The 18024-nt window shown below is 64.9% G+C and carries 18 protein-coding genes and 1 pseudogene; 2 read left to right on the top strand and 17 right to left on the bottom strand.

What is annotated here, in order from left to right:
* Window positions 1-3 precede the first annotated feature (3 nt).
* From narI to moaA, 12 genes are all read right to left on the bottom strand, one after another.
* On the bottom strand, window positions 4-711 hold the full coding sequence (gene narI / locus AC5P57_RS16850) for a respiratory nitrate reductase subunit gamma (RefSeq protein ID WP_099553434.1): 708 nt from the start codon (window positions 709-711) through the stop codon (window positions 4-6).
* Entirely contained in the window at window positions 708-1388 is a 681-nt protein-coding gene (gene narJ / locus AC5P57_RS16855) for a nitrate reductase molybdenum cofactor assembly chaperone (RefSeq protein WP_262235014.1), read from the bottom strand. The genes narI and narJ overlap by 4 nt, the downstream gene beginning before the upstream one ends.
* A complete protein-coding gene (narH, locus tag AC5P57_RS16860) occupies window positions 1388-2932 on the bottom strand; it encodes a nitrate reductase subunit beta (protein WP_262235013.1) in 1545 nt (514 codons plus the stop codon). The genes narJ and narH overlap by 1 nt, the downstream gene beginning before the upstream one ends.
* On the bottom strand, window positions 2932-6675 hold the full coding sequence (locus tag AC5P57_RS16865) for a nitrate reductase subunit alpha (protein ID WP_142806130.1): 3744 nt from the start codon (window positions 6673-6675) through the stop codon (window positions 2932-2934). Before AC5P57_RS16865 ends, narH begins: the two co-directional genes overlap by 1 nt.
* A 72-nt stretch (window positions 6676-6747) precedes the next feature.
* Window positions 6748-8166 carry a NarK family nitrate/nitrite MFS transporter gene (locus AC5P57_RS16870; protein ID WP_142806131.1) on the bottom strand — a complete coding sequence of 473 codons (1419 nt, stop codon included), beginning with the start codon at window positions 8164-8166 and terminating at the stop codon, window positions 6748-6750.
* Between the two features lie 145 nt (window positions 8167-8311).
* The gene (locus tag AC5P57_RS16875) at window positions 8312-8677 is read right to left on the bottom strand and encodes a DUF7009 family protein (protein WP_099553426.1); all 366 of its coding nucleotides are present in this window, start codon (window positions 8675-8677) and stop codon (window positions 8312-8314) included.
* Entirely contained in the window at window positions 8674-9216 is a 543-nt protein-coding gene (gene mobA / locus AC5P57_RS16880; RefSeq protein WP_262235012.1) for a molybdenum cofactor guanylyltransferase, read from the bottom strand. Before mobA ends, AC5P57_RS16875 begins: the two co-directional genes overlap by 4 nt.
* Window positions 9217-9324: 108 nt before the next feature.
* Entirely contained in the window at window positions 9325-9825 is a 501-nt protein-coding gene (locus AC5P57_RS16885; protein ID WP_049444673.1) for a molybdenum cofactor biosynthesis protein MoaE, read from the bottom strand.
* A gap of 3 nt (window positions 9826-9828) precedes the next feature.
* Window positions 9829-10089, bottom strand: a complete 261-nt coding sequence (locus AC5P57_RS16890; protein ID WP_017354494.1) for a MoaD/ThiS family protein — start codon at window positions 10087-10089, stop codon at window positions 9829-9831.
* Entirely contained in the window at window positions 10089-11342 is a 1254-nt protein-coding gene (locus AC5P57_RS16895; protein ID WP_262235011.1) for a molybdopterin molybdotransferase MoeA, read from the bottom strand. The genes AC5P57_RS16890 and AC5P57_RS16895 overlap by 1 nt, the downstream gene beginning before the upstream one ends.
* Complete coding sequence (moaCB, locus tag AC5P57_RS16900; RefSeq protein WP_099553417.1) at window positions 11342-12337, bottom strand: bifunctional molybdenum cofactor biosynthesis protein MoaC/MoaB; 996 nt, start codon at window positions 12335-12337, stop codon at window positions 11342-11344. Before moaCB ends, AC5P57_RS16895 begins: the two co-directional genes overlap by 1 nt.
* 8 nt (window positions 12338-12345) lie before the next feature.
* A complete protein-coding gene (moaA, locus tag AC5P57_RS16905; RefSeq protein WP_142806137.1) occupies window positions 12346-13326 on the bottom strand; it encodes a GTP 3',8-cyclase MoaA in 981 nt (326 codons plus the stop codon).
* A gap of 194 nt (window positions 13327-13520) precedes the next feature.
* Here moaA and AC5P57_RS16910 point away from each other — a divergent pair, with 194 nt between their 5' ends.
* Window positions 13521-13925 carry a hypothetical protein gene (locus AC5P57_RS16910; protein WP_024958877.1) on the top strand — a complete coding sequence of 135 codons (405 nt, stop codon included), beginning with the start codon at window positions 13521-13523 and terminating at the stop codon, window positions 13923-13925.
* On the opposite strand, the gene AC5P57_RS16915 is transcribed toward AC5P57_RS16910, so the two are convergent.
* Window positions 13919-14248: a hypothetical protein gene (locus AC5P57_RS16915; protein WP_005416862.1), complete on the bottom strand. Its 330-nt coding sequence runs from the start codon at window positions 14246-14248 to the stop codon at window positions 13919-13921. The genes AC5P57_RS16910 and AC5P57_RS16915 overlap by 7 nt on opposite strands.
* Window positions 14249-14822: 574 nt before the next feature.
* Between AC5P57_RS16915 and AC5P57_RS16920 the strand changes: the two genes are divergently transcribed.
* The gene (locus AC5P57_RS16920; protein WP_142806139.1) at window positions 14823-15197 is read left to right on the top strand and encodes a hypothetical protein; all 375 of its coding nucleotides are present in this window, start codon (window positions 14823-14825) and stop codon (window positions 15195-15197) included.
* Between the two features lie 45 nt (window positions 15198-15242).
* On the opposite strand, the gene AC5P57_RS16925 is transcribed toward AC5P57_RS16920, so the two are convergent.
* From AC5P57_RS16925 to AC5P57_RS16940, 4 genes and pseudogenes are all read right to left on the bottom strand, one after another.
* The gene (locus AC5P57_RS16925) at window positions 15243-15578 is read right to left on the bottom strand and encodes a DUF6984 family protein (protein ID WP_046986185.1); all 336 of its coding nucleotides are present in this window, start codon (window positions 15576-15578) and stop codon (window positions 15243-15245) included.
* Between the two features lie 357 nt (window positions 15579-15935).
* Window positions 15936-16947 (bottom strand): annotated as a pseudogene (locus tag AC5P57_RS16930) (RHS repeat-associated core domain-containing protein); the annotation flags it as partial.
* A gap of 14 nt (window positions 16948-16961) precedes the next feature.
* Window positions 16962-17534, bottom strand: coding sequence for a hypothetical protein (locus tag AC5P57_RS16935; protein WP_262235010.1), 573 nt, complete (start codon window positions 17532-17534; stop codon window positions 16962-16964).
* 1 nt (window position 17535) lies between these two features.
* Window positions 17536-17961, bottom strand: coding sequence for a hypothetical protein (locus AC5P57_RS16940; RefSeq protein ID WP_262235009.1), 426 nt, complete (start codon window positions 17959-17961; stop codon window positions 17536-17538).
* Window positions 17962-18024 lie beyond the last annotated feature (63 nt).

Raw genomic sequence — 18024 nt, forward strand, 5'->3', positions numbered from 1 at the left:
GGCTTACTCCCGCGGACCGTAGCGCAGCGTGGCCTGGCGGCGGCGCACCACCTGGTAGGGCCGCCACAGGTAGCTGATCGGAATGCTCCACACGTGCACCAGGCGGGTGAACGGCGCGATCAGGAACAGGGTCAGGCCCAGGAAGATATGCATCTTGTAGACCCAGCTGACGCCCTCGATGTAGTCAGCGGCACCGGCGCGGAAGGTCACGATGTGCTGCGCCCACTCGGCCAGCTGCACCATCACCCCGCCGTCCAGGTGGCCGGACGAGACGCGGATGCTGTACAGGCCCAGGCACAGCTGGGCGAACAGCAGCACCAGCACCAGGGTGTCACCGAAGCTGCCGGTAGCCCGCACGCGCGCGTTGAACAGGCGACGTACCAGCAGGATGCTGATGCCGATGAAGCACAGTGCGCCGAACACACCGCCGACCACCATCGCCAGCATCTGCTTCTGCGACGAGGTGATGAAGTGCTCGTACACCGCGTGCGGAGTCAGCAGGCCGACCAGGTGGCCACCGAGGATGGCCAGGATGCCGATGTGGAAGCAGTTGCTGCCGATCCGCATGCCCTTGTCCGACAGCATCTGGCTGGAGCCGGTGCGCCAGGTGTACATGGCCTTGTCATAGCGGGCCCAGCTGCCGATCAGCAGCACCGCCACGGCGATGTACGGGTAGTACTGGAAGGCGAATTGATGCAGGGAGTAACTCATGGCTGGACCTCTCGATGCGAAGGACGGGCCGGCGAACGCACGGGCGGCTTGCAGTCTTCGGCGGGGGCTTCGGCGCCGAAGCGCACCGCCTCCTCCTCCCACAAACGGTCCATGGCCTCGGCGGTATCGTCGCGGACTTCTTCGCTGGCACGCTGGCGCAGCGCATGCAGATCGGCCTTGCCGTCACCGGCTTCGACCAGAATCTCGAACAGCACCCGGTGCGGCAGCTCACGCTCGGCCGCACGTGCCGCCAGCATCCCGGCGATGTGGCCGATGTGGTGCAGCCACTCGCGGGCCTCGCTGCCGGGGCGATGGGCCAGGAACTCCAGCAGCAGCGGCAGGTAGTCCGGCAGCTCGCGTGCATCCAGCTCGAAGCCGTTGCGGCGGTAGGTTTCGACCAGATCGACCATGGCCTGGCCACGGTCGCGCGACTCGCCATGGATGTGCTCGAACAGCAGCAGGCTCATCGAGCGGCCGCGGTCGAAACTGGCCAGCCATGCGGCCTGTGCGTCCAGCGCGTCGGTGGCCAGCAGCTGCTGCACGAAACTGCGCAGATGCTGGCGGCGGGCGGCGTTCAGCGCCGGGTCGTCACAGGCGGTGAGCAGTTCCTCGCCGTGCTCCCACAGTTCTTCGCGGGGGTAGTCCAGCAACACCCCGACCAGCTTGAGCACGCTCATCACACCACCTCCTTGCGGCGGTGGTTCGGACCCTTGTCCACCACGAAAGTGGTGGTCTTGCGCTGGCCGAACAGGTCGGCCGGGCTGTCACCATTGCAGCCGTTGCCGAAGGTGAAGCCGCAGCCGCCGCGCTCGCCGAAGGCGTCGTTGGCGTACTCGCGGTGGCCGGTCGGAATCACGAAACGGTCCTCGTAGTTGGCGATGGCCAGGTAGCGGTACATCTCTTCCACCTGGGCGATGCTCAGCCCGGTCTGTTCCAGCACCGCGGTGTCTTCCACGCCGTCCACGTTCTTGGTCCGGCGCCAGGCGCGCATGGCCATCAGCCGCTCCAGCGCGCGCACCACCGGCGCCTCGTCACCGGCCGTCAGCAGGTTGGCCAGATAGCGCATCGGAATGCGCAGCGAAGCGACGTCCGGCAGCTCGCCGCTCATGCCCACGCGGCCACGCTCGGCAGCGGACTGGATCGGCGACAGCGGCGGCACGTACCAGACCATCGGCAGCGTGCGGTATTCCGGGTGCAGCGGCAGCGCCAGCTTCCAGTCGATCGCCAGCTTGTACACCGGCGACTGCTTGGCCGACTCCAGCCAGCTGTCCGGGATCCCCTCCTTGCGCGCGGCGGCGATCACCGCCGGGTCGTTCGGGTCCAGGAAGATGTCCAGGTGGGCCTGGTACAGGTCCTTCTCGGCGGCCACCGAAGCGGCCTCGGCGATGCGGTCGGCGTCGTACAGCATCACGCCCAGGTAGCGGATGCGGCCCACGCAGGTTTCCGAGCACACGGTCGGCTCACCCATCTCGATGCGCGGGTAGCAGAAGATGCACTTCTCCGACTTGCCGCTCTTCCAGTTGTAGTAGATCTTCTTGTACGGGCAGGCCGAAACGCACATGCGCCAGCCGCGGCACTTGTCCTGGTCGATCAGCACGATGCCGTCTTCCTCGCGCTTGTAGATCGCGCCCGAGGGGCACGCCGACACGCACGCCGGATTCAGGCAGTGCTCGCACAGGCGCGGCAGGTACATCATGAAAGTCTTCTCGAAGGCGCCGTAGATCTCCTTCTGCACCTGGTCGAAGTTGTAGTCGCGCGAGCGCTTGCTGAACTCCGAACCGAGGATTTCCTCCCAGTTCGGGCCCCACTCGATCTTCTGCATGCGCTCGCCACTGATCAGCGAACGCGGCCGCGCGGTGGGCTGGTGCTGGCTGTCCTTGGCGGTGTGCAGGTTCTGGTAGTCGAAATCGAACGGCTCGTAGTAGTCGTCGATCTGCGGCAGGTCCGGGTTGGCGAAAATCTTGGCCAGCATGCGCCAGCGGCCACCGGCACGCGGCACCAGCTTGCCGGCGCGGGTACGCACCCAGCCGCCGTTCCACTTGTCCTGGTTCTCCCATTCCTTCGGGTAGCCGATGCCCGGCTTGGTTTCCACGTTGTTGAACCAGGCGTACTCGACGCCCTCGCGCGAAGTCCAGACGTTCTTGCAGGTGATCGAGCAGGTATGGCAGCCGATGCACTTGTCCAGGTTCAGCACCATCGCGATCTGTGCGCGGACCTTCATCACACCACCTCCTTGGCGGCGGCCGGTACGGCCTCGCCATCTAGCCAATCCACCTTGTCCATCTTGCGCACGATCACGAATTCATCGCGGTTGGTGCCGCAGGTGCCGTAGTAGTTGAAGCCATAGGCCAGCTGCGCGTAGCCGCCGATCATGTGTGTGGGTTTGAGCACGATGCGGGTCACCGAGTTGTGGATGCCGCCGCGGGTGCCGGAGATCTCCGAGCCCGGCACGTTGATGATGCGTTCCTGGGCGTGGTACATCATCGCCATGCCCGGCATCACGCGCTGGCTGACCACCGCACGGGCGGCGATCGCACCGTTGACGTTGAACAGCTCGATCCAGTCGTTGTCGACGATGCCGGCGCTGCGCGCGTCGTCCTCGCTGATCCACACGATCGGGCCACCGCGCGACAGCGTCTGCATGATCAGGTTGTCGCTGTAGGTGCTGTGGATGCCCCACTTCTGGTGCGGGGTGATCCAGTTCAGCACGATCTCCTTGTTGCCGTTCGGGCGCTGGTTCAGCAGCGGCTCCACCGTGCGCGTGTTGACCGGCGGCCGGTAGCTCATGAACGCCTCGCCGAAATCGATCATCCACTCATGGTCCTGGTAGAACTGCTGGCGACCGGTCACCGTGCGCCACGGAATCAGCTCGTGCACATTGGTATAGCCAGCGTTGTAGCTGACGTTGTCGTCTTCCAGGCCCGACCAGATCGGCGAGGAAATGATCTTGCGCGGCTGCGCCTGGATGTCACGGAAGCGGATCGCCTCGTGCTCCTTGCCCACGGCCAGGTGGGTGTGCTCGCGGCCGGTGAAGGTGCCCAGCGATTCCCAGGCCTTCACCGCCACGTGGCCGTTGGTTTCCGGCGCCAGGTGCAGGATCACTTCGGCTGCGTCGATCGCGGTCGAGATGGCCGGGCGGCCTTGGCTTACGCCTTCTTCGTGCACGGTGTGGTTCAACTTGCCGAGGAACTCGACCTCGTGCTTCGTGTCCCAGCTCATTCCCTTGCCGCCGTTGCCCTGCTTGTCCAGCAGTGGGCCGAGCGAGGTGAACTTGCGATACAGGTTCGGGTAGTCACGCTCCACCACCGTCATCGACGGCATGGTCTGGCCCGGAATGGCCTCGCACTCGCCCTTCTTCCAGTCGGCCACGCCGAACGGCATGCCCAGTTCGTTGGGGGTGTCGTGCAGGGTCGGCACCAGCACCAGATCCTTCTCCACACCCAGCACGCCCGGCGCCATCTCGCTCACGGTGCGGGCCACCTCCTTGAAGATGTCCCAGTCGCTGCGCGATTCCCACGCGGGGTCCACCGCCTTCGACAGCGGGTGGATGAACGGGTGCATGTCCGAGGTGTTGAGGTCGTCCTTCTCGTACCAGGTGGCGGTCGGCAGCACGATGTCCGAGTACAGCGCGGTGGTGCACATGCGGAAGTCGAGCGTGACCAGCAGGTCCAGCTTGCCTTCCGGCGCCTCGTCGCGCCACTTCACCTCCTGCGGCTTCACTGCGCCCATTTCGCCCAGGTCCTTGCCCTGCAGGCCGTGGCGCGTACCCAGCAGGTGCCGCAGCATGTATTCGTGGCCCTTGCCCGACGAACCGAGCAGGTTCGAGCGCCAGATGAACATCATGCGCGGGTGGTTCTGGCTGGCGTCCGGGTCGGCGAAGGCGAAGTCCAGCGAGCCGTCCTTGAACTTGCCCAGCGCGTAGTCGGCCGGGGCTACGCCGGCCGCTTCGGCCTCGCGTACCAGCTGCAGCGGGTTGCGGTCCAGCTGCGGGGTGCTCGGCAGCCAGCCCATGCGCACCGCGCGCAGGTTCAGGTCGGCCAGGCTGCCGCCGTACTTGCTGGCATCGGCAAGCGGCGACAGCAGCTCGTCCACCTGCAGCTTCTCGTAGCGCCACTGCCCGGTGTTGAAGTAGAAGAACGAGGTGCCGTTCATGTGGCGCGGCGGCTTGCTCCAGTCGAGGCCGAACGCCAACGGCTGCCAGCCGGTCTGCGGGCGCAGCTTTTCCTGGCCCACGTAATGCGCCCAGCCGCCACCGGTCTGGCCCACGCAACCGCACATGATCAGCATGTTGATCAGGCCGCGGTAGTTCATGTCGTTGTGGAACCAGTGGTTCATGCCCGCGCCGACGATGATCATTGATCGGCCGTGGGTCTTGTCGGCGGTACGGGCGAACTCGCGGGCGATCTCGATCACCTCGGCGCGCGACACGCCGGTGATGCGCTCCTGCCACGCCGGCGTGCCCGGCACCATGTCATCGAAGCTCGATGCCACGTTGCCGCCGCCAAAGCCACGGTCAACGCCATACTGGGCCAGCAGCAGGTCGTAGACCGTGGCCACCAGCGTTTCGCCGCCATCGGCCGTGGCCAGCCGGCGCACCGGAATGTTGCGGTCCAGTACTTCTTCGGCCGGTGCAGCGGTCCAGCCATCGCTTTCAATGCCGCCGAAGTACGGGAAGCTCACCGCCTCGATGCCGTCGTTGGTGTCGGACAAGCTCAGGCGCAGGCGTGTGTCGGCGCCATTGCTGGCCTTTTCTTCGATGTTCCAGCGGCCCTTCTCACCCCAGCGGAAACCGATCGAGCCGTTGGGCACCACGATCTGGCCACTGTTCTCGTCGTAGGCCAGGGTCTTCCAGTCCGGGTTGTTGGCTTCACCCAGCCCGCCCAGCTCACTGGCACGCAGGAAGCGGCCCGCCACCAGGCGGCCATCGTCGCGGCGCTCCAGACGTACCAGCATCGGCATGTCCGAGTACTGGCGGCAGTAGTCCTGGAAATACTGCGAGGGCGAATCGACATGGAACTCGCGCAGGATCACATGGCCGAAGGCAAAGGCCAGCGCCGCGTCGGTGCCCTGCTTGGGGTGCAGCCAGTGGTCGGTCAGCTTGGCCAGCTCAGAATAGTCCGGGCAGATCGCCACCGTCTTGGTGCCGTTGTAGCGCGCCTCGGTGAAGAAGTGCGCATCGGGCGTACGCGTCTGCGGCACGTTCGAGCCCCAGGCGATGATGTAGCGACTGTTGTACCAGTCGGCCGATTCGGGCACGTCGGTCTGCTCGCCCCAGATCTGCGGCGAGGCCGGCGGCAGGTCGCAGTACCAGTCGTAGAAAGACAGGCAGGCGCCACCCAGCAGCGACAAATATCGCGCACCGGCGGCGTAGGACACCATCGACATCGCCGGAATCGGCGAGAATCCGACCACGCGGTCCGGGCCGTACTGCTTCACCGTGTACAGGTTGGAGGCGGCGATGATCTCGTTGGCCTCTTCCCACTGCAGGCGCACGAAGCCGCCCATGCCGCGGCGGGTCTTGTACGAGCGCGCCTTCTCCTTGTCCTCCACGATGCTGGCCCAGGCATCGACCGGAGCCTTGCTCTTGCGCGCTTCGCGCCACAGGCGCAGCAGCGTGCCGCGGATCAGCGGGTACTTCAGCCGGTTGGCGCTGTACAGGTACCAGGAATAGCTGGCGCCACGCGGGCAGCCACGCGGTTCATGGTTGGGCAGGTCAGGGCGCGTGCGCGGGTAGTCGGTCTGCTGGGTTTCCCAGGTGACCAGGCCGTTCTTGACGTAGATCTTCCAGCTGCAGGAGCCGGTGCAGTTCACGCCATGGGTGGACCGCACGATCTTGTCGTACTGCCAGCGGGCGCGGTAACTGTTTTCCCAGTCGCGGCCCTCGCTCTTGGCAAAACCATGGCCATCGGCAAAGGTCTGGGGGTCACGCTTGAAGAACTGCAAGCGATCGAGGAAATAACTCATCGGGGGTCTCCCTTTGCGGACATCGGCATCGTGGCTGTGTGTGTCATCTGGCTGCGGTGCGTTTTCATGTCGTCAGCAGGGTGTCTCGGCACCGCGCCGGTAGTACCACCACCAGGTCACGGCCAGGCAGGTGACATAGAAAACAACGAATCCGTACAGCGCCATGTCGGGGCTGCCGGTCAACGTAATGGACGAGCCGTAGCTCTTGGGAATGAAGAAACCGCCGTAGGCACCGATCGCACCGGAGAACCCGACCACTGCGGCCGACTCGATGCTGGCCTGGTGTGCGGCCGTGGCCTTGCCCTCGGCGTTGTCGTTGGCCGACCAGCGCTCATGCAGGGTGCGGAAGATCACCGGGATCATGCGGAAGGTGGTGCCGTTGCCGATGCCACTGAGCACGAACAGCGCCATGAAGCTGAGCAGGAAGCCGTAGAAGTTGCCACCCTGGCCATCGCTGGGCAGGAAGTGCAGCACGCCGAACACTGCCGCGATCATCAGCGCGAACACCCAGAAGGTCAGGCGTGCGCCACCCCAGCGATCGGCCATGCTGCCACCCACCGAACGCATCAGTGCGCCCAGCAGTGGGCCGATGAAGGCGTAGGCCAGCGGGTTCACGTCCGGGAACTGGCTCTTCACCAGCATCGGGAAGCCGGCCGAGAAACCGATGTAGGAACCGAAGGTGCCGATGTACAACCAGCACATCAGCCAGTTGTGCTTGCGGCGGAAGATCACCGCCTGCTCGGAGAACGAGGAGCGGGCGCTGGTCAGGTCGTTCATGCCGAACCAGGCCGCGATGGCGCACAGCGCGATGGCCGGCACCCAGATGAAGCCGGCGTTCTGCAGGAACAGCGGCGCCCCACCCTCCACCGCGGGCTGCGGTGCACCACCCAGCGCACCGAACACGCCCACGGTGATGACCAGCGGAATCACCGCCTGCGCCACCGACACGCCCACATTGCCCAGGCCGGCGTTCAGGCCCAGCGCCAGGCCCTGCTTCTGCTTGGGGTAGAAGAAGGAGATGTTGGACATCGACGACGAGAAGTTCGCGCCACCGAAACCACACAGGATCGAGATGGCCACGAACACCCAGTACGGCGTGGCCGGGTTCTGCACCGCAAAGCCGAGCCAGAGCGTCGGCGCCAGCAGCGACGCGGTGGACAGCGCGGTCCAGCGGCGGCCGCCGAAGATCGGGATCACGAACGAATAGAAGATGCGCAGGGTCGCGCCGGACAGGCTGGGCAGCGCCACCAGCCAGAACAGCTGGTCGGTACTGAAGTTGAAGCCGATCTTCGGCAGGCTGATCGACACCGCCGAGAACAGCACCCAGACCGAGAAGGCCAGCAGCAGCGAGGGGATCGAGATGACCAGGTTGCGGGTGGCGACCCGCTTGCCGGTGCGCTCCCAATAGCCGGGGTCCTCCGGCGTCCAGTCGCTGATGACGCGACCGGGACTGGCAGTGCTGCGGACAACAGGATCGCTACCGACGGTCATACATGGCTCCAAGGCTGTGGAATGACGTGGGTACTGCGTTTCAAGTTGTGACCCGTCGTCATGCAGCCATTAGGCCGTGCAGCACGGACGACGGGGTTGATCTGGATCAATCAGGGGCCGGTTTCCACCCTGCCCCTGACAAATGTCAAACCGATGAAGCGGTGCTGCGGCGGGTCACCCCGCGCTGGCGCACGCTGTCGCGCACGTCTACATCGAACTGCAGCTGAAGCTGGCTGCCATCTTCCAGGGCAATGTCGAATGGCAGGCCATCCCGGCACGGCAGCCGCGCCGCCAAGGCCTCGACTGCCGAGCGCGGCAGTACCAAGCGGCAGAAGGTGCCTCCGTCGAGCAGTACCGGTTGATCGCCGGCATGCAGCGACACCGCCATGCCCCAGCCTTCGATACCGCCGAAGCGGGTCATGTTCTCGACCGATTCACCGGCCAGCAGGCGCGCCAGCTCGGCCTCGTCCAGGCGAAGCCGTACCGATTGGTCCTGCAACTGCACTTTCATGACGCAACATCCTCCCATTGTTCGGGGGTATTGCAGTTGACCAGCCCGGCCTCGTCAACCGGCACCAGCGCCACGGTGTTCACGCCAAGACGACGCTGCAGGGCCTGCAGCGAGCGCGGACCGTCCGGGTCATCCAGCATCGATCCAAGTACATTGCGACAAGCATCGTCTATATCCACCAGCATGGGCAGGGGCTGGCCCGCAAAGATCGTGCATGGACCGCGATGGCCGTCACGCAATTGCTCCAGCAATCGCGGCGGCAGCAGCGGCGTATCCACCGGCACCACCCAGGCAGGGCCATCGGGCATGCGCATCGCCACACTGTAGAGCCCGCCCAGCGGCCCGCAACGTGCCACGCGGTCCGGCACGCCGCCGAATGCCGGGTAATTTCCGCTGACCCATACCTCGCCTGCGCCGGCCTGCATCAACAGGCCCCGCATGTGTTCCAGCAGCGTGCGGCCCTGCCACGGCAGCAGTGCCTTGTCGCGGCCCATCCGGGTGGACAGGCCACCGGCCAGCACGATGCCGTTGATGCTCATCGCAGTAGAGCCACGCCATGCGTGGCTGCGCCGGCCGGATGCGCGGGAAAGGCCTCATCCACGCATGGCGTGGATCTACTGAACCCCGCGCCCCCCTGAAGGGCGGGGTCAATGCTGGTGATCGTGCGCATGGTCATGGGCATGAGCGGGTTCGCTGTCCGCATGGCACAGGCTGCAGCCCTCGCTCCACTCGCTGTCGCCGTCCTCGTAATGCTCCTGCTTCCAGATCGGGCACTGGTGTTTCACCACCTCGATCAACTGCCGGCACGCGCGGAACGCTTCGTCGCGGTGCGGGCTGCCGGCGGCCACCACCACCGCCACATCGCCGATGCCCAACCGGCCCTTGGCGTGGGCCACATACAGCTTCAGCTTCGGACCGAACGTCGCCTCGACCTCGGCGGCCAGGCGCTTGAACTCGTTCAGCACCAGCGGCTCGAACAGGTCGTAGGTGATCCCGGTCACCGGCCGGCCGATGTTGACGTCACGCACCTTGCCGATGAACACGTCGATGCCGCCGAAGCCCGGATCGGAGACCGCAGCAATGCCCTCGGCCGGATCGATCGCCGCCTGCGCGCGGTCCACCACCTTTGCGATGATCTTCTCGCTCATCGCTCAGCCCCCGCTCACCGGCGGCAGGATCGCCACCCGGCCGTCATCGGGCAGCGCCTCGTGGTCGCGCAGCACGCGTTGCTGGTCGGCAAACGCCGAATAATCCAGCAGGCCCGCGCGAAAACCCGGCCAACGCACCGGCAGCAGCTCGCGCAGCGCCTGGCGCAGATCGGCCACGGTGCCACCGGCCACATCCACGGCAATCTCGCGGCTGGCATCCAGGTCGGAAAACGCACCGAACAACTGCAGATTCACTTGTTTCATCATGACTCCTGGCTCACCAGCTGCACCGGTTCGTGGTGACCCCAGCCCTGCACGCGCACGTAGGTGCCAGCGCTGGCCAGGTCTCCCTCGGCCTCCAGCACCACCCAGGCGTTGGCCTGCAGCATGGACATCAAACGGAACGACTCCTGCCCGGACAGCACGCGCGCACTCAGGCGCCCCTGCCCGTCCATTTCCACCCGCGCACGCGCGTGGAAGCGCAGGCCCGGCGGCTTGCGCACGTCGGCCTGCAGCGGCAGCTGCAACATGAGCTCCGGCGCCAGCCCCAACAGGCGGCGCAGCACCGGCTCGACGAAGAAACGCTGACCCACGGCCGCCGACACCGGGTTGCCCGGCAGCCCGAAGTACAGCGCGCCATTGGGCAGCACCGCGAACAGCAGCGGCTTGCCTGGGCGGATCGCCACCTTGTGGAACACGATGCGCGCACCACGGCCGCGCAGCGCATCGGGAACGAAATCGTAGCGCCCGGCCGACACTGCCCCCGTACTGATCAGCACCTGCGCGCCAGCGGCCAGCGCTTCATCCAGCACCGCATTGAACGCGGCCACGTCGTCGCCCACCGTGCCCTGCCAGACCACCTCGGCACCGGCGGCCTGCAGGCGGCCGACCAGATACGGCCGGTTGCTGTCACGGATCTGCCCGGATTCCAGCGTCTGCGCCGCTTCGGTCACCAGCTCCTTGCCGGTGGCGATCACCGCCGCCTTCGGCCGTGCCACCACCGCCACCTGGCCCACGCCGATGGCATGCAGCAGCGTGCGCGCATTGATATCCAGCACCTGCCCGGCCTGCAGCACGCGCTCGCCTTCGCTCACGTCCTGGCCGCGCAGGCGCACGTGCTGGCCCGGCTTCACCGATGCCTTCAGGGCGATGCGGGTCGGGCGTCCCTCCTCGCTGGCGAGGATGTCCACGTTCTCGACCGGAACCACTGTGTCCAGCCCGGACGGCATGCGCGCACCGGTCATGATTTCCCAGGCACCCTCGCCGCCCTCGGCGCCGGCATCGCCGGCCGCCTGCCAGCCCTGCACCGCGAATTCGGTACCGGCCTCGAACGTCGCGCCGTTGGCGCGCAGCGCGAAGCCGTCCATCGCCGAATTGTCGAACGGCGGCAACGACTGCCCGCTGTGGATGTCACTGGCCAGGGTACGGCCGCCGGCCTCATGCAGCGGCAGGCGCTCGGCCGGCAGCGGCGTGGCCGCGTCCAGCAGGTGCTGCAAGGCTTCGCTGTAGGCAATCATCAGTGGCCACCACCCTCGACCATCGCCAGGGCGTGGCCCAGTACCGGCGCCAGGATATCCAGGCACTGCGCCGCCGCCTTCGGGCTGCCAGGCAATGCGAACACCAGCATGTTGCCCAGCTGCACCACCTCGGCGCGGCTCAGCCAGGCCATCGGCGTGTGCTGTGCACTCAGTGCCCGCACCATCTGCGCCAGGCCATGCACCGGCCGCGCGTCCAGGGAACGCAGCGCCTCCGGTGTCAGGTCACGCGGGCCCAGCCCGGTACCACCGGTACACAGGCACAGGCGCACGCCCTCGGCGGCCAGGGCCTGCAGGCGGCCCGCCAATGGTTCGATGCCATCAGGCAACACCTCGGCGGCCACCACCTCGCCGCCCAGCCTTTTCAGGCCGGTCACCAGGGTCGGGCCGGACACATCCTCATAGGTGCCTTCGCTGGCACGATCACTCAGCGTGATCACCGCGCAGGCCGCGCCCTGCAGGCCCTTCGGTGCACGCGGCTTGAAACGCGCGCGCTCGGCATCGTCCATGCCGTCGGGGTGCAGCCAGACACCGCGCTTGCCGCCTTCCTTGAACAGCAGGCGGATGCCTTCGATGCGCAGCGCCGGTTCCACCGGCTTGCTCAGGTCGTACAGGGTCAACAGCGCCGCGTTGACGCCGGCCAGTGCCTCCATCTCCACGCCGGTGCGTGCCTCGCTGGCGCACTCGCACCACACGCGGATCGCCTGCCGTTCCGGCACCGGCGCGCAGAACACCTGCACCAGTTCCAGCGGCAGCGGGTGGCACAGCGGCATCAGCATCGAGGCCATCTTGGCGCCCTGCAGGCCGGCAATCTCGGCCATCACCAGCGCATCGCCCTTGGGCAGGCGGCGCTCGACGATCAGCGGATAGGCCACTGGACCGGCATGCAGCTCGCCCACCGCCACCGCACGGCGGCGGGTGATGCGCTTGTCGCGGACATCGGCCATATGGAAGGCCGCATTCAATTCCCCACTCATCGTGTTGCTCATCCTCCGATGGAGGCCAGGTGCGGGGTCAGCCCGGTCTGGCCCTGGTGCAGTCCATGCCCGGCCGCTTTCAGGCCAAGCTGTGTGGTGATGCGTGCCAGCAGCGCGTCGTGGTCGTCGTCGCTCTGCAGCAGCGGGCGCAGCGGCACGCCGAACTCGCCGAACAGGCACAGCCGCAGGTCGCCCTTGGCGGTCACCCGCAGGCGGTTGCAGCCCTTGCAGAAGTCACGCGAATACGGGGCGATGATGCCGATGCTGCCGCGATGGTCGGGGTGACCGAACTCGCGCGCCGGGCCGGCATCGGCCGCGCGCGGACGCTCGTGCCAGCCAGCGGCCAGCAGCTGCTCGATCACCACGTCGGCGCGCAGGTGGTGGCGCTGGAAATAGGCTTCGTTGTCGCCGGTGCGCATCAGTTCGATGAAGCGCACGCTGAAGGGGCGGTCACGCAGGTAGTCCATCCACTGCGGCAGCTCGTCGTCGTTCAGGCCACGCAGCAGCACCGCGTTGAGCTTGATCGCCGGCAGGCCCAACGCCTGCGCCAGGGCCAGGCCCTGTTCGATCTCCGGCAGGCGGTCGTGCCCGGTGATGGTCTTGAAGCGTTCGCGCTGCAGGCTGTCCATGCTCACGTTCAGCGCGGTCAGGCCAGCCCGGTGCCACCCCGGCAGGCGCCGCGGCAGCAGCGTGCCGTTGGTGGTGATGGCCACCTTGCGGATGCCCGGCACCGCCGCAACCGTGGCGATGATCTCGTCCAGGTCCTTGCGCAGGCTGGGCTCACCGCCGGTCAGGCGGATCTTGCTCATGCCCAGCGCGGCAAACGCACGCACCAGGCGCGAGATTTCATCCACCTGCAGGAAGCGCGGGCGGCCATCGGCCTGGTAACCGTCGGGCAGGCAGTAGCTGCAACGGAAGTTGCAGGCTTCGGTCAACGACAGGCGCAGGTACGGAAAGCTGCGTCCGAAACCGTCGGTGAGTTGGCTCATGGCTGGTCCACCTTGTTGCTCCACCGTCTTGCCTGTGCCCGGAACGGCCCGGACACCCTCGCCTGCTGGAACGATTGCCAGAGTACGCGGCCTTCAGTTCCATGGGCATGACTTAAATCAATCGCGTTCGGCCCCGCGCGGCAGGCGTTGTGGCAGCATGCGGCTTTCCGTGCAGCGGGCGTGTGACAACCCTCATGATGATGAACGATTTCCAGCAACTGCTGCATGCCGCCGGCGAGCAGGCTGAACCGCAACGCCTGCTGTTCGTATTCGTGCGCGCCGAGCTGCCCGAATCGCCCACCAGCGACCAGCGCGACCGGCATGACCGCCGCGAGGGCGGCACCCTGTCGCCGGTGCTGTGCGTGGACAAGCTGCCGGCCGAGGTGCCCAGCTTCCAGGCGCTGGCGGCCGAGTCGACCACCACCGGCATCGACTGGGACCTGGTGTTCGTGGCGGCACTGGATGGCAGAGGCGGTTTCGCACCCAACAGCGACGAAGCCGCGCGCCCGCTGAAGCTGATGGTCAACGCCATCCATGACGGTCAGATCGGCCGCTTCGCCGCCTTCGACCGTGGCGGCGAGCCCGTTCAGTTCTATTGAGCCACCAGCTGCAGGGTCAGGAAGAAGATCACCAGCACGGTGTTCAGCCCCCAGGCCACGGTCAACCCGCGCGCGGCCACGCCCAGGTTGGGGTTGTGCGCGGTGGGCGCCGCCCGCCAGACCGCCGGGATGATCCAACCGGTATAGAGCAGCAGCACGGCAAATACCCCCAACAGCAGCGTGGTGCGCTGGTTGGCCAGCGCCCAGAGGGCTACCGCCCACAGAATGTTGCTGGGAATGACGCCCTGCAGCCAGAACACACTCCAGAGGCGGGAACGGCCCTGGGTGTCGGGGGTTGGGTGCAGCGAAGCGGTCGCGGTCATTAAGTCTCCCTCTGATTAGGAAACGTGCTGAACAAGCCTGCGCTTGGTGGCTGGGAACGTCAACCCGAGTCGCACATCACGCTTTGACGCCTGTAGAGGCCAGCCATGTACAACTCAGCCCCCTCCCCGCAGAGCCTGTCGCCATCACCCCTCCCTGCTTGTTCCCTAACGCCCCCCAACCTCGACACCTGTCGCAGATTGCACGGTGCGGGTGGACCGCCGCGCCAGCCAGCGCTGGCAGTGCTTAACAGCGTGGGAGAATACCGAAAGCGTCTCCAATCGAGTGATGTTTGCAACTCTTCTGATTGGCATTGCACAGCGCCAGGGGCTCAGATGGCGTGCCACCGGAAAAGGGTGGCCGGGCTTCGAACACCCGAGTTGATGTTGATGTATGCGCTTGCCAGTCGGCGCCACCTTAGCGTGGCGCCGGCTGGCAATCCGTCTGCCGGCTATGGCGGGCGGTGCGTGGGGGCCTTCGGGCCCGCCGGACTGACATCAACCCGGTGTTCGAACCACGTACCGTCCGCCACTTTTATGGGTGGCGGCTACCGATTGCCCTGCACGGAGCCTTGCCATGAACGAATCGGACTTCCCGCATCTGCACGCCTACCGCAGCACCGCCCGCGACGACGGTTCGCCACAGACTGCGCCTGCGGTGGACAGGAACACCTTCATTGCCAACCTCAACCGCATCGGCTCCGGTGCAGCAGCCGACGGACAACCCTGGCCGGAGCGCCACCAGCTGCCTGGGCGCTGCCTGGCCCTGGCCGATGCAGATTGCGCGTTGAGCGGGTTGCGGGTGGTGCTGGAAATGCTGCTGGCGGCGGAACGAACCCGGCAGAACGGCGAGCCGGAAGAGTACGTGGGCGACCGGGTGATGGAGGGGTTGGTCATGGCCTGCCAGTCGTTGTGCGCGCAGGCGGTGGGGCGGTTGCAGCCCGAAGGGTGAACGCGATGCGCCACGCCCTTCGGCGAGGACCGCTTTCAGCAGGTGTCAGTGCTCGCTGAAAGCGCTCCTCAGATCGACCCCGATGATCGGTGAGAAGTCCACTTTGCACAGCTCCAGCTCGAAGAGCTGATCGTGATTGTCCAGGCACAGGGTGACTCTCACCGGCACGCCGTCGGCATCGGCAAGCATTGCAGTGGCAATGTCGCTTCCGAAGACCTGGGTCGTGCTGGACAGGAACACCACGCCTCCGAATCCGACGACCTCCACGTCCTCCACCTGGGCGAGCGCCAGATCCTTCAACAACCGTTCGGACAGCTCGGTCGTCTCGGGCAGCAGCCTGTGGATGAGGGAGACCTCGTCGGGGGTGAGGGATCTCGGCATCTGACGTCCTTCAGAGCACCGCATCCAGCCTCCCCCGCAAAGACTACTGTGAGTAATTGACTTCTTTAGTGACATTTCCACTTCGGTCGTACCATCGCCACACACCGGCCTTATGCCCATTCTTAAACTGTCCACGCAAACGAATATACCCACCATCTGCGGCGACAAATGGACCATCAGCAATCTCGCACCCCTTCAAAGAGCCCGCTTTTCCCCACGGCTCGATCTTCAGTCGAGCGGGCTCAACACATTCCATCCGCTCGTCGTCGAACGAATTCGTCGTTGCGCCCTGCTTCTGGTCCGCACATGCCGAAGAAAGCAACGCCAGCAGGACGCATGTCATGTATCTCTTCATACCTACCTCAGCCCAGGAACCTTCGAGTTGAGCAATCGTTTGTTCTGCTCTTGCTGCAGTTCGACTGTACTAGCATTCCAAAGTGTCTTGGCTACAAATGATTGGCAATGATTGGTAGGCCCCCACCTACCAAGTGATCTCCCTATCTGAAGCTGGGAATTGACTCTCGCTTCGTCGACATTTTTAACCACTTTGCATGATGCTCCAGGCTCATTGCTACGACCGACATGGTTGGTCACCTGCACGGGATCGCCTGGCATGTCTCCACTGTCGTTACCAGGTACGTTTCCACGAGTGCCACCCATGCCTGCCTCAACTGTATCCGTACGAATCCATTGGTGATCAATTGGATTGTTGGATACTCCAAAGGCCGGCTGACTACATACAAGTACTTCCAAGCCCTCAGGGTCAATCCAACTCATCGGATTTCCCATCCCGTAGCCAAAGGTATTTGGCCCCGCTGCGAGCCCAATCGGATCAGTCTGCGAATACCGCCCGACCGCCGGGTCGTACTCGCGCTGGTAGTTGTAGAACAGCCCACTCGCATCCGTGGCCTGCTGGCCCGGGAAGCGCAGTGCCAGTTCGTCGGCACTCGGAATCTGGATGCCGAACACCTCGCTCTTGTTGCTCCACTCCCAGATCGCGACATTCCGCACCGGGTCGATCACCACGCGCGGTGTGCCCAGATGATCCGGTTGGACGTAGGCCAGTTCCGGCACGCCGGTAGCCGGCACATTGATCAGCGCTACCGGATAGTTGTCCAGCCAGATCGCCAGCTGCTGCGCCTGGCCCGAGGTCGAGTAGTTGCCCAGCCACTGCCCAGCCTCGTCGTACAACGTGATCTGCGCTGCGCCACCGGCAGGGGTACGCAGCACGCGCTCGCCGCGATGGTTGTAGGCGTGGCCTTCCTGCACGGAATTACCCTGCTTCACCGCGTTCATGCGGTTGGTATCGCTGCAGGTAAACGCTCTGCTGCCAGAGCGTGGTATTCCCTGCTGCGTTAGGGCTGCGTGCAGCGAGACGATTCGCTACCGTCCGCTGCCCCAGGAGCTGCCGCCGACTAATCGATCAGTCTGAACAGACCACGCCTCCAAAAGATGCTGCGCGCCCGATTCACCACCATTCTTCAGTACAGAAAGAATCGCATCCAATCTACTTTTAATAGCATTGGACATTGGCAAAGCCAGGAGATTCTTCAGCGTCGCATCCGCTGCCACGAAATCGCCAAGCCGGATGGCAGATATGTATTTTACCCATTCTGAATAGTCGCTTGTGAAGTCAAGACTGTCGACATAGAGCAACAAGTCTGCCGCCGTTCTCACTGCCTCAAGCTTTTTGGCATGCGCCTCATGCGTTCCACAGAAAAAACCTTTATCCACCTCCGCGCTGGCAATCCTCTGGCCTAGAGACATGTGCAGGTAGGGCAAATCATCATATGTCGGAATTACGAAGGTCCATATATAGGTAGAGGATGGCGCAGGATCCAACGTGAAGCCTGAGATAACATCGCGCGCATGAAATGCAATCAAAAAGTTGCCAACGACCCGCAGACCGCTCCTCTTGGCCTCGCGCTTCATTCTCCAAAGCGCAATGGATTTCATGCTAGGGTGCCGACTTTTCAGAAGAACCAGAGACGGCGCCTGGCTGACGATCGTACAAAGCGATAAATGCCTCCCAGCCGAATTCCTTCTCAATGGCTTGCCGCACCAATCCCGAAGTCGCGAACCAAGAGGTATTGGTATGCATGTCAAGACCTTCAGGGCCGAACTCGTCTAAGAGGTAGAGCATCTTTCTTCTAGACATCCTCGCCCTCTCGTCCCGAAGAATTGCGCGACGATGTTTTTTCATAAGCAATCTGAATTGCTTGGCCGTTGTAACACCGAGCCGCGCAAGCTCATCCAGCAGTTCTTCGGGCTCGAAATCACCATAGTCGTGCCGGCGATGGAACAGACTCCCCACTATTTTTCTTAGAGCCCTTGCAGTCAAGGGCGCCAGGTCAATCTTCGCTCGCGAATGCAATGACTTCACTATCAACTCCACGTCCTGTCATCTACAGGCATGCTACGAACCATCACGGAATCCAGGCCGCAT

This window comes from Stenotrophomonas sp. YJH_SMC_79, from assembly GCF_059367995.1.

Coding starts and splice junctions, on each gene's coding strand:
- narI (WP_099553434.1), bottom strand. CDS start 711: ATGAGTTACTCCCTGCATCAATTCGCCTTCCAGTACTACCCGTACATC.
- narJ (WP_262235014.1), bottom strand. CDS start 1,388: ATGAGCGTGCTCAAGCTGGTCGGGGTGTTGCTGGACTACCCCCGCGAA.
- narH (WP_262235013.1), bottom strand. CDS start 2,932: ATGAAGGTCCGCGCACAGATCGCGATGGTGCTGAACCTGGACAAGTGC.
- AC5P57_RS16865 (WP_142806130.1), bottom strand. CDS start 6,675: ATGAGTTATTTCCTCGATCGCTTGCAGTTCTTCAAGCGTGACCCCCAG.
- AC5P57_RS16870 (WP_142806131.1), bottom strand. CDS start 8,166: ATGACCGTCGGTAGCGATCCTGTTGTCCGCAGCACTGCCAGTCCCGGT.
- AC5P57_RS16875 (WP_099553426.1), bottom strand. CDS start 8,677: ATGAAAGTGCAGTTGCAGGACCAATCGGTACGGCTTCGCCTGGACGAG.
- mobA (WP_262235012.1), bottom strand. CDS start 9,216: ATGAGCATCAACGGCATCGTGCTGGCCGGTGGCCTGTCCACCCGGATG.
- AC5P57_RS16885 (WP_049444673.1), bottom strand. CDS start 9,825: ATGAGCGAGAAGATCATCGCAAAGGTGGTGGACCGCGCGCAGGCGGCG.
- AC5P57_RS16890 (WP_017354494.1), bottom strand. CDS start 10,089: ATGAAACAAGTGAATCTGCAGTTGTTCGGTGCGTTTTCCGACCTGGAT.
- AC5P57_RS16895 (WP_262235011.1), bottom strand. CDS start 11,342: ATGATTGCCTACAGCGAAGCCTTGCAGCACCTGCTGGACGCGGCCACG.
- moaCB (WP_099553417.1), bottom strand. CDS start 12,337: ATGAGTGGGGAATTGAATGCGGCCTTCCATATGGCCGATGTCCGCGAC.
- moaA (WP_142806137.1), bottom strand. CDS start 13,326: ATGAGCCAACTCACCGACGGTTTCGGACGCAGCTTTCCGTACCTGCGC.
- AC5P57_RS16910 (WP_024958877.1), top strand. CDS start 13,521: ATGATGATGAACGATTTCCAGCAACTGCTGCATGCCGCCGGCGAGCAG.
- AC5P57_RS16915 (WP_005416862.1), bottom strand. CDS start 14,248: ATGACCGCGACCGCTTCGCTGCACCCAACCCCCGACACCCAGGGCCGT.
- AC5P57_RS16920 (WP_142806139.1), top strand. CDS start 14,823: ATGAACGAATCGGACTTCCCGCATCTGCACGCCTACCGCAGCACCGCC.
- AC5P57_RS16925 (WP_046986185.1), bottom strand. CDS start 15,578: ATGCCGAGATCCCTCACCCCCGACGAGGTCTCCCTCATCCACAGGCTG.
- AC5P57_RS16935 (WP_262235010.1), bottom strand. CDS start 17,534: ATGAAATCCATTGCGCTTTGGAGAATGAAGCGCGAGGCCAAGAGGAGC.